The following is a 15,962-nucleotide window of genomic DNA, read 5'->3' on the forward strand; positions in this document are numbered from 1 at the left end:
GCCCCCTGGGCGTCGGGCACTTGTCGGGTGAGAGACAATGGAGGCTCTGTCAGGGCGGGTTGCATGAGGGGACGCATGTCGGAGGCGGAGCGGGCGGGCACTTCTCGTCAGGAGACTCGTCAGGACAAGGGCGAGCGTCGTCTCCTCGCCGGGCGGTACCGGCTGGGAGATGTGCTGGGCCGCGGCGGCATGGGCACCGTGTGGCGGGCCGATGACGAGACGCTGGGCCGGACGGTGGCCGTCAAGGAACTGCGGTTCCCGTCGAACATCGACGAGGAGGAGAAGCGGCGCCTGATCACGCGCACCCTGCGCGAGGCCAAGGCGATCGCCCGGATCCGCAACAACAGCGCGGTGACGGTCTTCGACGTCGTCGACGAGGACGACCGGCCCTGGATCGTCATGGAGTTGGTGGAGGGCAAGTCCCTCGCCGAGGTCATCCGCGAGGACGGCCTGCTGGAGCCGAAGCGCGCCGCCGAGGTCGGGCTCGCCGTCCTCGACGTGCTGCGCTCGGCGCACCGCGAGGGCATCCTGCACCGGGACGTGAAGCCGTCCAACGTGCTCATCGCCGAGGACGGCCGGGTCGTGCTCACCGACTTCGGCATCGCCCAGGTCGAGGGCGACCCGTCCATCACCTCCACCGGCATGCTCGTCGGCGCCCCCTCCTACATCTCCCCGGAGCGCGCCCGCGGCCACAAGCCCGGTCCGGCGGCCGACCTGTGGTCGCTCGGCGGCCTGCTGTACGCGGCGGTGGAGGGCACTCCGCCGTACGACAAGGGTTCGGCGATCGCCACGCTCACCGCGGTGATGACCGAGCCGCTGGAGGAGCCCAAGAACGCGGGCCCGCTGCGGGACGTCATCTACGGCCTGCTCACCAAGGACCCGGCCAAGCGGCTGGACGACGCCGGCGCCCGCTCCGAGTTCAACAAGGTGATCCGCGAACCCGAGCCGGAGCCGATGGACGCCACGCGGGTGGTTCCGCTGCCGCCGCAGCCCGGCCCGGCCGAGGGCAGACGGAGCGAGGAGGCCGCGGACAAGCTGCGCGGTGCGCTGCGTTCGGTCCGCAAGGCGGCGGGCGCCGCCTCGGCCGCGGCCGCGACGCGGGCGAGGGGCGGCGGCGACACCGGCACGCCCCCCGCGAGCGGTACGGCAGCTTCGAGCGGTACGCGTGGTGCGAGCGGGCCGGGGGGCGGCGCGCGTACGAGCGGTTCCGCGGGCGCGGGCGGTCCTGTCACCGGCGGTGCCCGACCCGGTGCCGCCGACCCCGGACGGACCGGCGGTCCCGCGGAGGGGGGCGCACGGCAGACCGGTGCGGCCTCGAGCGCGGCGGCCGGGCCGAACTCCGGTGCGAGCAAGCCGAGTTCGGGCTGGCCCGTGATGCCGCCGCCGGACCTGGACCTGCCGCCGCGGCCGGTGCCGAGGGCGCCGCTGACCGACGTTGTGCCCCGACGCACGCTGCTGATCATCGCCGTGGTGGTCGCCCTCGCCGTGCTCGGTACGGTGCTCGCCGTCGCCCTCAGCGGCGGCGGCAAGACCGACAACGGCAGCGGGGCCAAGACGGGGGCGAGCGCGAGCGCGTCCACCAAGGAGGACCGCGGCACGGGCGGCGCCGCGCGGGCGGAGGGGTCGAGCCCGTCGTCCGCCGGCGGCACGCCGTCGGGCAACCGGACCGACGGCGGCGCGAGCGCGTCCGCCGGCAGCTCCGGCTCGTCCGCCGCGAAGGGCGGCGGCAGCGCGCCCGCGGTGTCGACCCGCAAGGGCGGCCAGGGCTACTCGATCGGGCTGCCCAAGGGCTGGTCGTACGGGTCGAGCGACAGCGCCGGTGACCGCTACACCGGCCCCGACGGACAGAAGCTGCTCGTCGCGTGGACGACCACGCCCAAGGGCGACCCGGTGGCGGACTGGAAGAACCAGGAGCGCTACATGGTGCGTTCCCAGTACCACAAGGTCCGCATAGAGAAGGTGGACTACCGCAGCTGGAACACGGCCGACTGGGAGTTCACGTACGTCGACGGCGCCAAGTACCACACCATCGACCGGGGTTTCGTCGTCAACGGCGGCCTCGGCTACGGGCTGATGTACACCGCGAAGGACGCGGACTGGGACAGCGCGCTGCGCAAGGACACCTGGAAGACCCTGACGGCCACCTTCACACCCAAGTCGTAATCACCGTACGGCGGTTTGGGCGTCACAATCCGGCATCCGCTCAATGCGGGTTGCCTCCGGCACGTATCGTGAATGGTTGCGGACCGTACGCAGCCGTATGAGTGTGCGAAACGGGGCGCGAGGCGAACGGATGTGACCAACCGGGCGGCCGGGGGAGGCAACGTGGACGACTACGCGGGTCGGGTGCTCGCCGACCGCTACCGCCTGCCGCTGCCGCCCTCCGACGAGTACGAACTCACCGAGACCCGCGCCTTCGACACCTACAGCGGACAGGAAGTCCTCGTCCGGCAGGTGCCGTTGCCGGAGGTCGTCGAGGCCGAGGTGCTCGACGCGGAGGGACTGCCCGAGGGATTCACGGCGCGCGAGCGCGGGGCCCGGCGGGCGGCGGACGACCGTACGGCCACCCGCCGGCCCGCCGATCCGGCCGTACGACGCGCCGTCGAGGCCGCGCAGGCGGCCGCCCGCATTCCCGATCATCCCCGGCTGGACCAGGTCTTCGACGTGTTCGCCGAGGGCGGGTCCCTGTGGATCGTCAGCGAGTGGGTCGCGGCGCGCCCGCTGTCAGCGTTCCTCGCCGAGCAGCCGCTGTCCCCGTACCGGGCGGCCGAGGTCGCCTCCGACGTGCTCATGGCGCTGCGGGTGCTGCACGCCCACGGCTGGGTGCATCGCAACATCACGGCCCGCACGGTGCTCGTCTGCGACGACGGCCGCGTGATGCTGACCGGCCTCGCGGTCGGCGCGGCGGAGGAGGCGCTGAGCGGGTACGACCCGGTACCGGGCCAGGACGACGGCCCCGGCGGGGCACCGGGACCGGCGGGCCGGGCGGGTCTGGAGCGGGTCGGGCCGGGGGCCGGTGCGGCGTCTGCCGACGGGGGCGGCCTGGGCGGGGCGTTCGGCGGGCGGCGTGGAGTCACCGCGTCGTCCGGTGGCCCGGCCGAAGGTGTTCCGTCCGTCGATGTCGATGTCGATGTCGATGTCGACCCCGAGGCCGCGCGCCGGGCGGCGATCCAGGCGAGGGCGGCCGGTGGCCTGCCGGGCGCCGACGGGACGCCGGGCGGCGCCGATACGGCCGGTGGTCCGGCCGGACCACGGGCTCTGGAGAGCGGAGCGAGCGGTACGGGCGGGGTGAGCGGGGCGAGCGGGGCCGACATCCGCGCCGCGCGCGCCGGGGCCATCGCCGCGTATCGCGCGGGCGCGCGTGCCGCCGCCCGGGTGCAGGAGTCCCGACAGGGCGGCCGCCCCGCCCTGCCCGGCGCCCGCCCGCCCGCCGACGGCGCCACCGCGTACGGCGCCGACTCCGCCGGCCGGGCCGGAGGCTCGTCCACCCACGGTGCCGATTCCGGCGGTGGCGGGCGGGGTGTGTCCGCCTACGGCGCTGTGTCCGGCGGGCAGGTCCGAGGCGCGTCCGGCTCCGGTGCCGATTCCGGCCGTCAGGTGCGAGACCTGTCGGCCCATGGTGTCGATTCCACTTGGCAGGCTCCGGATGCGTCCGTCTACGGTGCCGATTCCGGTGGTCGGGCGCGGAGTGTGTCCGCCGACGGGGACGAGTCCGGCGGGCAGGTCCGAGACCTGTCCGCTGTTCTCGTCGGGCCTCCGCGGGGGACTGTGAGCGCCCTGGCGGCCGAGAGGGCGCGGCAGGTGCGGATGACGGTGGTCGGGCCGGTGACCGAGCGGTGGGCGCCGGAGCAGGCCGGGCCCGTGCACGAGAACTGGCAGCTGGCGGCGCCGGTCGGGCCCGCGACCGATCTGTGGGCGCTCGGTGCGTTGCTGTTCCGCGCGGTGCAGGGGCATGCGCCGTACCCGGAGGAGTCGACGGCCGAGCTGGTGCAACTCGTGTGCGCCGAGCCGCCCGCCTTCGCCGAGGAGTGCGGCCCGCTGCGGCCGGTCGTGGAGTCGTTGCTCCGGCAGGATCCGACCGAGCGGCTCGGCGTCGAGGAACTGGGCGGCTGGCTGCGGTCGTTGGTGCGGTCCGCGCCCGAGCCCGACGCCGGTACGCACGTGGTGACCGTGCCGCCCAGCGACCCGAGCCGGCTGCCGATCGTCCGGCGCCGGGGCGAACTGGTGCGGCTGCGGCGCCGACGCGCCCGGGCGGCGGAGACCTCACCGCACGGCCGGCACAAGCGGTCCCCGGAGCGGAGCAGGGGCGAGGCGCGTTCGCCGCGCAGCCTCGGCCGGACCCTGCTTCTGCTGATCCTGCTCCTGTTGGCCGGTGCGATCGCGTTCGCGATGCTGTTCCTGCCCAAGCAGGGGCACGACGGAGCGGCGGGCGGCGACCGGACCGGCAGCGCGGGGGAGGCCGGCCCGGCGTCCTCGCGCGCCCCGCAGCCCTCCTCCGGGCAGTCCGCGGACGGCGGTCCCTCCGCGTCCGCGTCCGGCACCGAGACCCAGACCGGGGGCGATCCGAGCGTCGCCGCCGGCTTCACCCTGCGCACCGACCCCGGCGGTTTCAGGATCGCCGTGGCCAAGGGCTGGGGCCGCACCCCGAAGAACGGCAGCGGGGAGGTCGTGTACGCGCAGGGGAACTTCGAGCTGATCGTCGTCCCGGGACGGGACAGCGCCGCCGGATACGGCGGTGACCCGATGGCGTACCAGCGGGACAAGGAGAGCGAGCTGCAGCCGTACCGGGACTCCAGCTGGGCCACGGCCACCGGGCTGCGGACCATCGAGGTGGGCGGACGGACCATGGCCGAGGGGCAGTTCACCTGGACCGACGGGCAGGGGCGCGACCTGTTCGTGCGCAACATGGCGATCCTGCTGAACGGCCGTTACCACGTCATCCAGGTCCGCGGTCCGGAGTCCGAGCGGGACCAGGTGACCCGGTTGTACGAGCAGGCCACCGCGACGTACACCTACACCGGTTGAGCGCCGCGTGCACCGGCTGAGCGCGCCGGGTAACCGGCGGGAAGCGGCTGGGCGGGCGACAAGCGTCACAGTGCTGTCACCTTGGTACCCCGCTGGTTCCCTGCGGGCAGACCGGTCCTTAGTCTGGCCCTGTCAAGAGCATTGCGGGGCAACGTGAATCAGATGCAGGGCCTGCTCATAGCGGGCCGCTACCGGCTTGCCGATTCCATCGGCAGCGGAGGCATGGGCCGGGTGTGGCGCGCCCACGACGAGGTGCTGCACCGGACGGTCGCAGTCAAGGAGTTGACCGCGGCCCTCTACGTCTCCGACAGTGACCGGGCCGTGCTGCTCGCCCGTACCCGGGCCGAGGCCCGGGCCGCCGCGCGCATCAACCACTCCGCCGTCGTCACCGTGCACGACGTCCTCGAACACGACGGCCGCCCGTGGATCGTCATGGAGCTGGTCGAGGGCAACTCGCTGGCCGACGAGGTCAAGGAGCGCGGCCGGGTCGAGCCGCGGGAGGCCGCGCGGATCGGCCTGTGGGTGCTGCGGGCGCTGCGCGCCGCGCACTCCGCCGGCGTGCTGCACCGGGACGTCAAGCCCGGCAACGTGCTGCTCGGCAAGGACGGCCGGGTCCTGCTCACCGACTTCGGCATCGCCCAGATCGAGGGCGACTCCACCATCACCCGCACCGGAGAGGTCGTCGGCTCGGTCGACTATCTCGCGCCCGAGCGGGTGCGCGGCCACGACCCGGGCCCGTCCTCGGACCTGTGGGCGCTCGGCGCCACGCTCTACACGGCCGTCGAGGGCCGCTCGCCCTTCCGCCGCACCTCACCGCTGAGCACCATGCAGGCCGTGGTCGAGGAGGAGGCCGCCGAGACACGCCACGCCGGTGCGCTCGGCCCCGTCATATCCGCCCTGCTGCGCAAGGAACCCGACCGGCGGCCGGGTGCCGAGGAGGCGGAGCAGCTGCTCGCCGAGGCGGCGGAGGGCCGTCGGCCCGACGCGGCTCAGGCCTTCGTCCCGACCCAGAACTCCGGCCTGCACACCAGCACCGGCTCCGCGGGCTACGGCACCGGCGCGACGATCCCCGGCTACGACGCACCGACCGCGCCGGGCGCCGGGCGCTCGATGACCGGGCCGACGGCCGTCGCCCCCACCCCGCCCGGACCGGCGGGACAGACCGCGGCCGCGGGCCGCGGCGGCGCGGGACGGGGCCGTCCCCGGCGCCGGCTGCGCACCCTCGCCCTCGTCGTCGCGACGGCCGCCGTGCTCGGCGGCGGCGCGGCGGTCGCCGTCCAGGAGTGGGGTGCGACGGCGAGCAGCGCCACCGGGTCGAGCGGCGGCGCGGGCCCGGTCACCGACCCCTCCGCGAGCGACACGAGCACGCCGGGCTCCGACGGCGCGGTCCCCGCCAGCTGGCGGACGTACACCGACCCGCTCGGTTTCAGCCTCTCCCTGCCCAAGGGCTGGAAGCGGAAGGTCTACGAGATCCAGGGCGCTCTCAAGCAGGTCGACTACAGCCCGGACGACGGCAAGCACTTCGTGCGCATCGCCATCGACGGCTCCCCGGACTTCAAGGACGCCAACGCGCACCAGCGCGATCTGGACCAGCAGCTCAGCAAGCGGCTCATCGGCTACAAGCGCGTGCGGCTGGAGAAGAACATCTACCGCGACCTGAACGGCTCCGTCTGGGAGTACACCTGGACCGCGCAGTCGAAGGACACGCCCTTCCCGGGACCGCGGCGCGCCGTCGAGGAGACGTACTACTCCCGGGACGGCATCGAGTACGCGATCTACATCTCCTCCCCGGCGGCGGACTGGGCGACGACGGGCAAGCAGTTCAGGGCGGTTCTCCAGGGCTGGCAGCAGCCGTAGCGGCGGCGTCGGCCGATACGGCCGAAAACCGCTGGTCGATCGGTACTGCTTGGCTGATCGGCGTCCCGGAGCGCGCGGGTCTGGTGCGGCATGATGGGGCGCATGGGGACCGAGGGCGCCGACTTCCGGGTGATCGCGGGCCGTTACCGACTGGAGGCACGCATCGGGCGCGGCGGCATGGGCGTCGTGTGGCGGGCGAGCGACGAGTTGCTGGGGCGCCGGGTCGCGGTCAAGGAGATCCTCGCGGACGACGCGCTCCCGGACGACGACACGCGGCGCCGCCAGGACCGTACGTTCCGCGAGGCGCGGGCGGTCGCCCAGTTGCGGCATCCGCACATCATCGTCGTGCATGACGTCGTGGAGCAGGACGAACGGCCCTATCTGGTCATGGAGTTGGTCGAGGGCGGCTCGCTCGCCGACCGGATCGCCCGGTACGGCCCGGTCGACGCCGCCGAGGCCGCGCGCATCGGCGTCGCCCTGCTCAGCGCGGTGCGCACCGCGCACGAGGCGGGGGTGCTGCACCGGGACATCAAGCCCGCGAACGTGCTGATCGAGTCCGGCACCGGCCGGGTCGTGCTCACCGACTTCGGTATCGCGCAGGTCGCGGGCGCCACGACGCTCACCGAGACGGGCTCCTTCGTCGGCTCGCCCGAGTACACCGCGCCGGAGCGGATGTCGGGGGTGCGCACCGGGCCGGAGTCCGACCTGTGGTCGCTGGGCGCGCTGCTGTGCACGGCGCTCAGCGGCGAGTCGCCGTTCCGGCGCGACTCGATCGGCGGCATCCTGCACGCCGTCGTCGCCGCCGAGATCCGGCCGCCCGCCGAGGCCGAGCCACTGCTGCCCGTCGTACGGGGCCTGCTGGAGCGCGACCCCGACCGGCGGCTCGGCGCGGCCGACGCCGAGGAGATGCTGCGGACGTACCTGGAGACGGGACGGACGCCGGACGCACCGGGCGCGGCCGCCACGTCGGGCGGGGCCCGCGGTCACCGGACCGGCGGGGGCCGTACGGCGCGGCCGGGGGCGGGCAGCCGTACGGGACAGCGCACGGGCAGCCGTCCGGCGAGTCGTACGGCCGGGATGGCCGCGCCCTACTCGCCGACCCGGCCGGACGTGCCGCGTTCGCCCGCCGCGCCCGCGCCCTCGGCCGGACCGCCGCCCCGGACCGCCACCCGCGGGGTGCTGATCGCGGCGGTGCTCGTCGCCGCGCTGGCCGGGGCCGGGGTGTCGGCCGCCCTGCTGCTGCACGGGGACGACGCGGGCGGGGGCGGCAGTCCCGGCGGCACGACGACGTCCCCGGCGACCGGCACCGGTGGCGGCGGTACCGGCACCCGTCCGCCCTCGCCCTCGCCCTCGCCGACCGCCTCGCCGGGGCCGACGCGCACCGACTCCCGTACCGCGCCCTCCGGTTACCGCACGGCCCGGGACCCGGCCGGTTTCTCCCTCGCCGTGCCGCAGGACTTCACCCGCAGCCCCCAGGGCGAGCGCGTCTTCTACCTCTCGCCGGGCGGGACCTTCCGCCTCGGCATCCGGGCCGGCGCGGCCCCGCCGGGCGGCCCGCGCGCGGCGATGGAGCGGTCGGCGGCCGACGGCCCGCGCACGAACCCCGGTTACCACGACGGCCGGGTCACCCGCGCCGCGCACGCGGGACACCCGGCCGCGCTCTGGGAGTTCAGCTGGGACGGCTTCAGCGCGGCGGAGGGCCCGCGGCACACCTACGACCTGTGCTGGGAGGAGTCCGGGCGGGTATACGACGTGTGGGTGTCGGCGCCGGTCGGCAAGGTGCGCGAGGCGCGGGAGTACTTCGACGTGGCGCTGGACACCTTCTCGGTCACGGCTTCGTGACCGGATCCGGATCCCCGCGGATCCGGCGCACATGGCGCGGCAGGGATGAACCATCCGCGTCGACGACCGGCTGCTCTACGAGGACAGCGTGGCGCCCGTGCACCGGGCCGGCCTGACCGAGCTGTGGCAGGACACGTACCGCCTCGACGAACACCTCGTGCTGGAGTCCGCCCCCGGCCACACGCCGGGTTCCTCGGTCCTGCGGGTGGAGTCCCGTGGCGAGCGTGCGGTGTTCGTCGGTGACCTCCTGCACAGCCCGGTGCAGATCCTGCGCCCCGAGTGCAACAGCTGCTTCTGCCTCGACCCGCGGCAGGCGGCCGCGACCCGGCGCCGGGTGCTGGAACGGGCTGCCGCCGAGCGGGAGTTGGTGATACCGGCGCACTTCGCGGGCGGCGGCGGGGCCGTGGAGGTGCGCACGGCACCCCGGGGCTTCGCCCTGCACCGGTGGACCGCCTGAACTGCCGCCCTGGCACGGGGCGCTGACCGCTCGCTTCGACAACGGCCTGGTGCGCACGGTACTCATGGGGCATGACTGAAGACGGCGAACACCCGCCCGGCGCACGTCTGATCGGTGGCCGCTACCGGCTCGCCGGCCGCCTCGGCTCCGGGCCCACCGGAACGGTCTGGCGCGCACTGGACGAGGCCGGGCAGGGGCAGGTCGCCCTCAAGGAGCCGCTGCTGCCCGGCGATCCGGCCGACGACGAGGAGAGCCGGCGTATCGCCCACCGGCTCTCCACGGAGGCCCGCGCCGCCGCCCGGGTGCGCCACCCCTGTGCCGTCACGGTGCTGGACGTCGTCACCGAGGGCCATGTCCCGTGGATCGTCATGGAGTTGGTGGAGGGCGAGTCGCTGCGCGAGGTGCTGCGCCGCGGGCCCCTGCCGCCCGTCGAGGCCGTCCGGATAGGGCTCGCCGTCCTCGGCGCCCTGCGCGCCGCGCACGCCGTCGGCATCGTGCACCGGGACGTCAAGCCGGCCAACGTGCTGCTGGAGTCCGGCACCGGGCGGGTCGTCGTCACCGACTTCGGAACCGGCGGCGGCCACCCCGGCGAGGCGCCCGCCGGGTTCGTCGCTCCCGAGCGCGCCGCCGGCCCCGGCGCCGGACCGGCCTCCGACCTGTGGTCCCTGGGCGCGCTGCTGCGGGCCGCGGTGGGGGAGGAGGTTGAGGCCCACGAGGCCTTCGGGGCCCATAGGGCTTTTGGAGCCCACGGGGCTTTTGGATCCTCCGAGGTGACTGGGGCGGGCGAGGCCACCGACGTCACCGAGGCGCGCGAAGTCACCGAGGGCACCGGCCCGGTGTGGCCGGGCGCGCTCGGACCGCTGCTGGAGCGGCTGCGCGCCGACGAGCCGGCGGCCCGTCCCGATGCGGCCGAGGTCGCGGCCGCACTCCACGACTACCTCGGGCTCACCCCCGTACCGGAGCCCGTGCCGCCGGCGGCCGCACGGGAACCGGAGGCCGTGCGGCAAGGCCAGGCAGCCCCGGTCGGGCCGCGTCGCCGCACCCCGCGGACCACCCTCGGCCTGCTCCTGGCGAAAAAAGCCGGACTCGAATGATCGTTCTGTTCGGCCGGGCGTCAACGCCCTGATCAGCACATTCACTGCCAGTGATCACTGGCAGCATGTGAGCACGTCGTGAATCCCCGTTACCGCCGGGTACACAAAGGCTGCCCTCCGGCATACCCTGCGCCTCATGACGGACACGCAGGCCTCGGACATCGCCGGTACCAACCCCCTCGCGCCCGCCCCCGAGGGCGCCCGCACCGCCGCCGACGTGGTCACCCCGGAACTGGTGGCCCGGCTCACGAAGGGGGTGGTCGGCTCCGGCCGGACGGCCAACCACACCCCGTTCACCGGCGAGAAGCTGGCCGATCTGCCCGAGTCCACCCCCGAGGACGTGGAGAAGGCCTTCGAGGCCGCCCGCGCCGCGCAGTCCGTGTGGGAGAAGACCCCGGTCGGGCAGCGGGCCGCCGTGCTGCTGCGCTTCCACGACCTGGTGCTCCAGCGGCAGGCCGAGGTCCTCGACCTCATCCAGCTGGAGACCGGCAAGGCCCGGCTGCACGCGCACGAGGAGGTCCAGGCCGTCGCCGTCGCGGCCCGCCACTACGGCCGCAAGGCCCCCGCCTATCTGCGGCCCAAGCGGCACACCGGCGCCATCCCGACCCTGACGAAGGTCACCGAACTGCGCCACCCGCGCGGGGTCGTGGGCCAGATCGCCCCCTGGAACTACCCCCTGGAGCTGTCCGTCGGCGACGCCCTGCCCGCCTTCGTGGCCGGCAACGCGGTGGTGATGAAGCCGGACACGGAGACCTGTCTGACGGCGCTGTGGGCGCGCGACCTGCTCATCGAGGCGGGTCTGCCCGAAGGCGTCTTCCAGGTCGTCCTTGGCGAGGGCCCGGTCGTCGGCCCCGAGGTCGTCCGGCACGCCGACTACGTCTCCTTCACCGGCTCCACCCGCACAGGGCGCGAGGTCGCGCAAGGCGCGGCGGCCCGCCTGGTCGGCGTCTCCCTCGAACTCGGCGGCAAGAACGCCATGCTGGTGCTGGACGACGCCGACATCGAGAAGGCCGCCGCCGGCGCCGTACGCGCCTGCTTCTCCTCGGCCGGACAGCTCTGCATCTCCATCGAGCGGCTGTACGTCCACGAGTCGGTCGCCGACGCCTTCCTGGAGCGCTTCGCCGCCCGCACCCGGGCCATGCGCCTCGGCAACTCCCTCGCCTACGGCGCGGACATGGGCTCGCTGGTCGGCGAGCGCCAGCTGAAGACCGTGGAACGGCACGTCGAGGAGGCCGTCGCCAAGGGCGCCAAGGTGCTCGCGGGCGGCAGGGCCCGACCCGACATAGGCCCCTACTTCTTCGAGCCCACCGTCCTGGACGGCGTCGAGGACTCCATGACCGTCTGCGCGGAGGAGACCTTCGGCCCGGTCGTCTCGATCTACCGCTTCTCCTCCGACGACGAGGCGGTCGAGCGCGCCAACGCCACGCCGTACGGCCTGAACTCGTCGGTCTGGACGACCAGCGCGCGGCGCGGCCGCGAGGTCGCCGCCCGCCTGCGCACCGGCACGGTCAACGTCAACGAGGGCTACGCGCCCGCCTACGGCAGCGTCCAGTCCCCGATGGGCGGCATGAAGGACTCCGGCCTCGGCCGCCGGCACGGCTCGGAGGGCATCCTCAAGTACACCGAGGCCCAGACGGTGGCCCAGCAGCGGCTGCTGCCGATGGCGCCGTCACTGGGGATGGACGACGCGCGTTACGCCCGCTTCATGAGCACGAGTCTTCGGGTGATGAAGGCATTCCGGTTCAGGTAATTCCCCTCTTCCCTTGACGACCCAACAAGGAGCACACGTGCCGCACGACGCCTACGACTACGACGTCCTGATCGTCGGCTCCGGATTCGGCGGTTCGGTGTCCGCCCTCCGCCTGACCGAAAAGGGGTACAGGGTAGGCGTGTTGGAGGCCGGCCGCCGCTACACCCGCGAGGCCCTCCCGAAGAACTCCTGGGACCTGAGGAACTACCTCTGGGCCCCGAAGCTCGGCCTGTACGGCATCCAGCGCATCCACCTGCTGGGCAACGTGATGGTGCTGGCCGGCGCGGGCGTGGGCGGCGGCTCGCTCAACTACGCCAACACCCTCTACGTCCCGCCGAAGCCCTTCTTCGAGGACCCGCAGTGGAAGGACATCACCGACTGGCAGGAGGAGCTGCAGCCGTACTACGACCAGGCCCGGCGCATGCTCGGCGTCCGCCTGAACCCGACGATGACGCCGTCCGACGTGCACCTGAAGGCGGCGGCCGAGCAGATGGGCGTCGGCGACACCTTCCACCTGGCCCCGGTCGGCGTGTTCTTCGGCGACGGCAAGGACGCCGACGGGACGACGAAGGCGAGCCCCGGGCAGGAGGTCGCCGACCCGTACTTCGGCGGGGCCGGCCCGTCCCGCAACGCCTGCACCGAGTGCGGCGAGTGCATGACCGGCTGCCGCCACGGCGCGAAGAACACCCTCAACGAGAACTACCTCCACCTCGCCCAGCAGGCGGGCGCGGTGGTGCACCCCATGACGACGGTCGTGTCCGTCACGGACGACTCGCGCGGCGGGTACGCGGTGGCGACCCTGCCGACGGACCGGAAGAAGAAGGGCGAGGGCCGGCTGTTCACCGCCCGGAGGGTCGTCCTCGCGGCCGGCACCTACGGCACACAGACCCTGCTGCACCGGATGCGGGCCGGCGGCCAGCTGCCGTACCTGTCCGAGCGCCTCGGCCACCTGACCCGGACCAACTCCGAGGCGCTGGTCGGCGCGCAGACCGACAACCGCCGCTACCGCAGGGCACACGGCACGGTCCGGGCCGACTTCACCCAGGGCGTCGCGATCACGTCCTCGATCCACCCGGACGAGAACACGCACATCGAGCCGGTCCGCTACGGCAAGGGCTCCAACGCGATGGGCGGCCTGTCGATCCTCCAGGTGCCCTACGCGGAAGGCTCCTCGCGCGCGCTGGCCTGGCTGGCGAACGCGGCCAGGCACCCGCTCCTGGTGCTGCGGTCGCTGTCCAACCGGCGCTGGTCGGAGCGGACCATCATCGGCCTGGTCATGCAGTCCCTGGACAACTCGCTGACGACCTATCTGAAGCCGGACGGCGTCGGCAAGGGCCTGCTCACCGCCCGCCAGGGCCACGGTGCCCCCAACCCCAGGCAGATCAAGGCCGCCACCGAGGCCGCGAGCGTGCTCGCCGCCGAGATCAACGGCTTCGCCGGCAGCAACGTCGGCGAACTGATGGGCACCCCGCTGACCGCGCACTTCCTCGGCGGCTGCCCCATCGGCGACTCGGCGGGGACCGGGGTGATCGACCCGTACCACCGCCTCTACGGCCACCCCGGCATCTCGGTCGTGGACGGCGCCGCGGTCTCGGCGAACCTGGGTGTGAACCCCTCGCTGACGATCACCGCGCAGGCCGAGCGCGCGATGTCGTTCTGGCCGAACAAGGGCGAGGACGACCCGCGCCCGGCACCGGGAGCGGCGTACGAGCGCCTGAAGCCGGTCGAACCGCAGTCCCCGGTGGTCCCGCAGGACGCCTTCGGCGCACTGCGGCTGCCGTTCCTGGGCATGCCGGCGGTGCCGCCGAAGAAGTAGCGCGCCGCATACCGAAGGGGCCTGCACCCCCCTCCTGGCGCAGGCCCCTTCGGCAGGGCGGAGCGAAGGACGCCTCCGCCCGGTGTGTCCGCCGTGCTCAGGCGGCGGTGTGAGAACCGGCGCCCTTGCGGCGGCGGACGGAGAACAGCGCTCCGGCACCGACGACGACGGCGACCCCGCTGACGAGGGCGATCGTCGGCAGCATGGAGCTGGCACCGGTGTGCGCGAGGGTGCCGGTGGGCACGATCTCGGTGGCACCGCCCTGCGGCTCCTTGCCGCTGGTCGGCGTCGTGCCCTTGCCTGGCTTGGCCTGGCCGGGGCTCGGGTTGCTGCTGCCCGGCTTGAGCACGGTGAAGTCGTAGAAGCCGAACGCGCTGTGCACGCAGTTCTTCTGCGTGTCGACGTAACCGCCGAAGCCCATGCTGAAGCCGTCGCCGGCGGGGGCCTGTGCGGTGATGTCGACGCGCAGCTTGATGCCGACCGTCTGCTTGGGGCCCAGGGAGGTCGTGCCGAAGTACAGACCGTTGCCGACCGTGTCGGCCATGGACTGCCAGGACTTGGTCCTGGGGTTGAAGAACTCGAGCTTGGCGTAGGTGCTCAGCCAGTCCTTCTCGTTGTCGCTCGCCGTGTCGTTGTCGACGGTCGCGAGCCACTGCACCGTGCCGAGCGACTGGTCGCTGTGGTTGGCGGCCGTCATCGTGAAGTCGTGCCAGCCGCTGCCCGCGACGATCTTGCCGGGCAGGCCGGAGACGTCGATGCTCAGCTGGGAGTCGGGGTCGACCATGTTGTCGTCGACCGGGCAGTCGCTGGGGATGGCGGTGGGCTCGGCGCTCCGGCTCGGCGAGGCGGATGCCGACGAGCCGGAGCTGTTGCTCGGCGTGGCGGGAGCGGACGCGGAGGCGGACGCGGAGGCGGACGCCGTGGGAGAGGCCGAGTCGGAGGGCGAGCTGCTCGTTCCGGCCGTCGGGCTGCTCTGGCCGGAGGGCGAGCCGCTCGCCCCGTCCGTCGCTCCGGTGGACGCGCTCTCGTCGGCGGCCGGGCTGCTCGCGGACGACGCGCTCGGCGGCTCGTCCGCGAACGCGGCGGGGGCGGAGAGCAGGGCGATCGGAGCTATGACCGCCGTCGCGGCCATGGCGACCATGGCGCGGCGAAGCTTCATGAAGACCTCTGCAGGGCAAGCGTGCCGCGGCGGGGCAGCACGTGTCGGGAGGCCTCCGCGTGTGGGGCGCGGGCGTGGCCGTTGGTGTGCGTAAGGGAGACCTGCGGCCGGGGTGAACGGTTGTGCTCACCCTGTCCCCTTCATGTGTGACATGGATCATGTTTTGGAACGCGTCGAGCCTTGGCGTCGTCGCAGGAAGTCCCCCTCGTTTCTGTGCGGAGCAACGGTCGAGGGGTCCCGGGCGGCATCGGGGATCGGCGGCCGGTCGTCGGCGCACCGCTTCCGCGAACGCCACCGAGGCGTCGGCGACGGGCGGTCACACCGGACCCCGCACCGGGCGCGGCGAGTCGGCCGCCGTCAAGGGTGCTGACCCTGAGCGCGGCAAGGGGATCGAGGGGCGGCGCGCCGAACGTCGACGCGCCTTCCGGGACGCGGACGGCACCCACACATCCGCTGCCACGACCAGCCGGTCGACTTCCATGCCGGGGACGCCAGCTGACATCCCATCGACACCGCCATGGTCCGCCTGGACGAGGGGCGGTGCCGGGCACGGCCACGTCCACCTACGGCGCCCGAAACCAGCAACTCACTGCTGCTGCGACGAATTTCATGTGCGCCCGTGCTCCGCGATGGAGTGATCGAGGACGGCACCGCCGAGGACGTGGGGCTTCCGGCCGATGTCGAACTCTTCCCCGCGGCCGTCGACGCGTCCCGGCACGGGCGCACTCTCTGCAGTTGTCCGCCGACCGGCCCCGGGCGTCCCCGGAGCCGACCGTTCTCTTGGGTGACCGGGCTGCTGTCCCCTGCCGTCCGGTCACCTTCCGGAGCGAGGTCCCACGGCGCACGGCACGACCCGTACGCCTCATCGCTCCAGCGAGCCACGCGTGGTTCTGTCGGGCCCGCCCCTGGCTGGCACGGACACCCCCTCAACGAAGCGGTGTGCGGGCCGGTCACGCGCCGTA

General features: G+C 73.7%; 8 protein-coding genes and 1 pseudogene. 8 read left to right on the forward strand and 1 reads right to left on the reverse strand.

Translation table 11 applies throughout. The annotated features are described in order from the left end of the window. Positions 1-75 precede the first annotated feature (75 nt). The 8 genes and pseudogenes from BIV23_RS13925 to BIV23_RS13960 all read left to right on the forward strand — a co-directional run bounded on the left by BIV23_RS13925 (position 76) and on the right by BIV23_RS13960 (position 13,841). Positions 76-2,163 (forward strand): serine/threonine-protein kinase, encoded by a 2,088-nt coding sequence (locus tag BIV23_RS13925; protein WP_177239887.1) that lies wholly within the window; start codon positions 76-78, stop codon positions 2,161-2,163. A 162-nt stretch (positions 2,164-2,325) separates the two neighbouring features. After that, entirely contained in the window at positions 2,326-5,025 is a 2,700-nt protein-coding gene (locus BIV23_RS13930; protein ID WP_071381354.1) for a protein kinase, read from the forward strand. Between the two features lie 162 nt (positions 5,026-5,187). After that, a complete protein-coding gene (locus BIV23_RS13935) occupies positions 5,188-6,882 on the forward strand; it encodes a serine/threonine-protein kinase (protein WP_071381130.1) in 1,695 nt (564 codons plus the stop codon). Positions 6,883-6,984: 102 nt separating this feature from the next. After that, positions 6,985-8,724: a serine/threonine-protein kinase gene (locus BIV23_RS13940; RefSeq protein ID WP_071381131.1), complete on the forward strand. Its 1,740-nt coding sequence runs from the start codon at positions 6,985-6,987 to the stop codon at positions 8,722-8,724. 52 nt (positions 8,725-8,776) lie between these two features. Further along, a pseudogene (locus BIV23_RS13945) lies at positions 8,777-9,181 on the forward strand (MBL fold metallo-hydrolase); the annotation flags it as partial. A 71-nt stretch (positions 9,182-9,252) separates the two neighbouring features. Then, positions 9,253-10,275 carry a serine/threonine-protein kinase gene (locus BIV23_RS13950; protein WP_071381132.1) on the forward strand — a complete coding sequence of 341 codons (1,023 nt, stop codon included), beginning with the start codon at positions 9,253-9,255 and terminating at the stop codon, positions 10,273-10,275. A gap of 136 nt (positions 10,276-10,411) precedes the next feature. Next, positions 10,412-12,025, forward strand: a complete 1,614-nt coding sequence (locus tag BIV23_RS13955) for a succinic semialdehyde dehydrogenase (protein ID WP_071381133.1) — start codon at positions 10,412-10,414, stop codon at positions 12,023-12,025. A 37-nt stretch (positions 12,026-12,062) separates the two neighbouring features. Continuing rightward, positions 12,063-13,841: a GMC family oxidoreductase N-terminal domain-containing protein gene (locus BIV23_RS13960; RefSeq protein WP_071381134.1), complete on the forward strand. Its 1,779-nt coding sequence runs from the start codon at positions 12,063-12,065 to the stop codon at positions 13,839-13,841. A 97-nt stretch (positions 13,842-13,938) separates the two neighbouring features. Here the strand turns inward: BIV23_RS13960 and BIV23_RS13965 are convergent, their stop codons facing one another. Next, positions 13,939-15,000, reverse strand: a complete 1,062-nt coding sequence (locus BIV23_RS13965) for a hypothetical protein (RefSeq protein ID WP_071381135.1) — start codon at positions 14,998-15,000, stop codon at positions 13,939-13,941. Between the last annotated feature and the right edge of the window lie 962 nt (positions 15,001-15,962).

Origin of the sequence: Streptomyces monashensis, assembly GCF_001866665.1 — a bacterium.
GTDB lineage: Bacteria > Actinomycetota > Actinomycetes > Streptomycetales > Streptomycetaceae > Streptomyces > Streptomyces monashensis.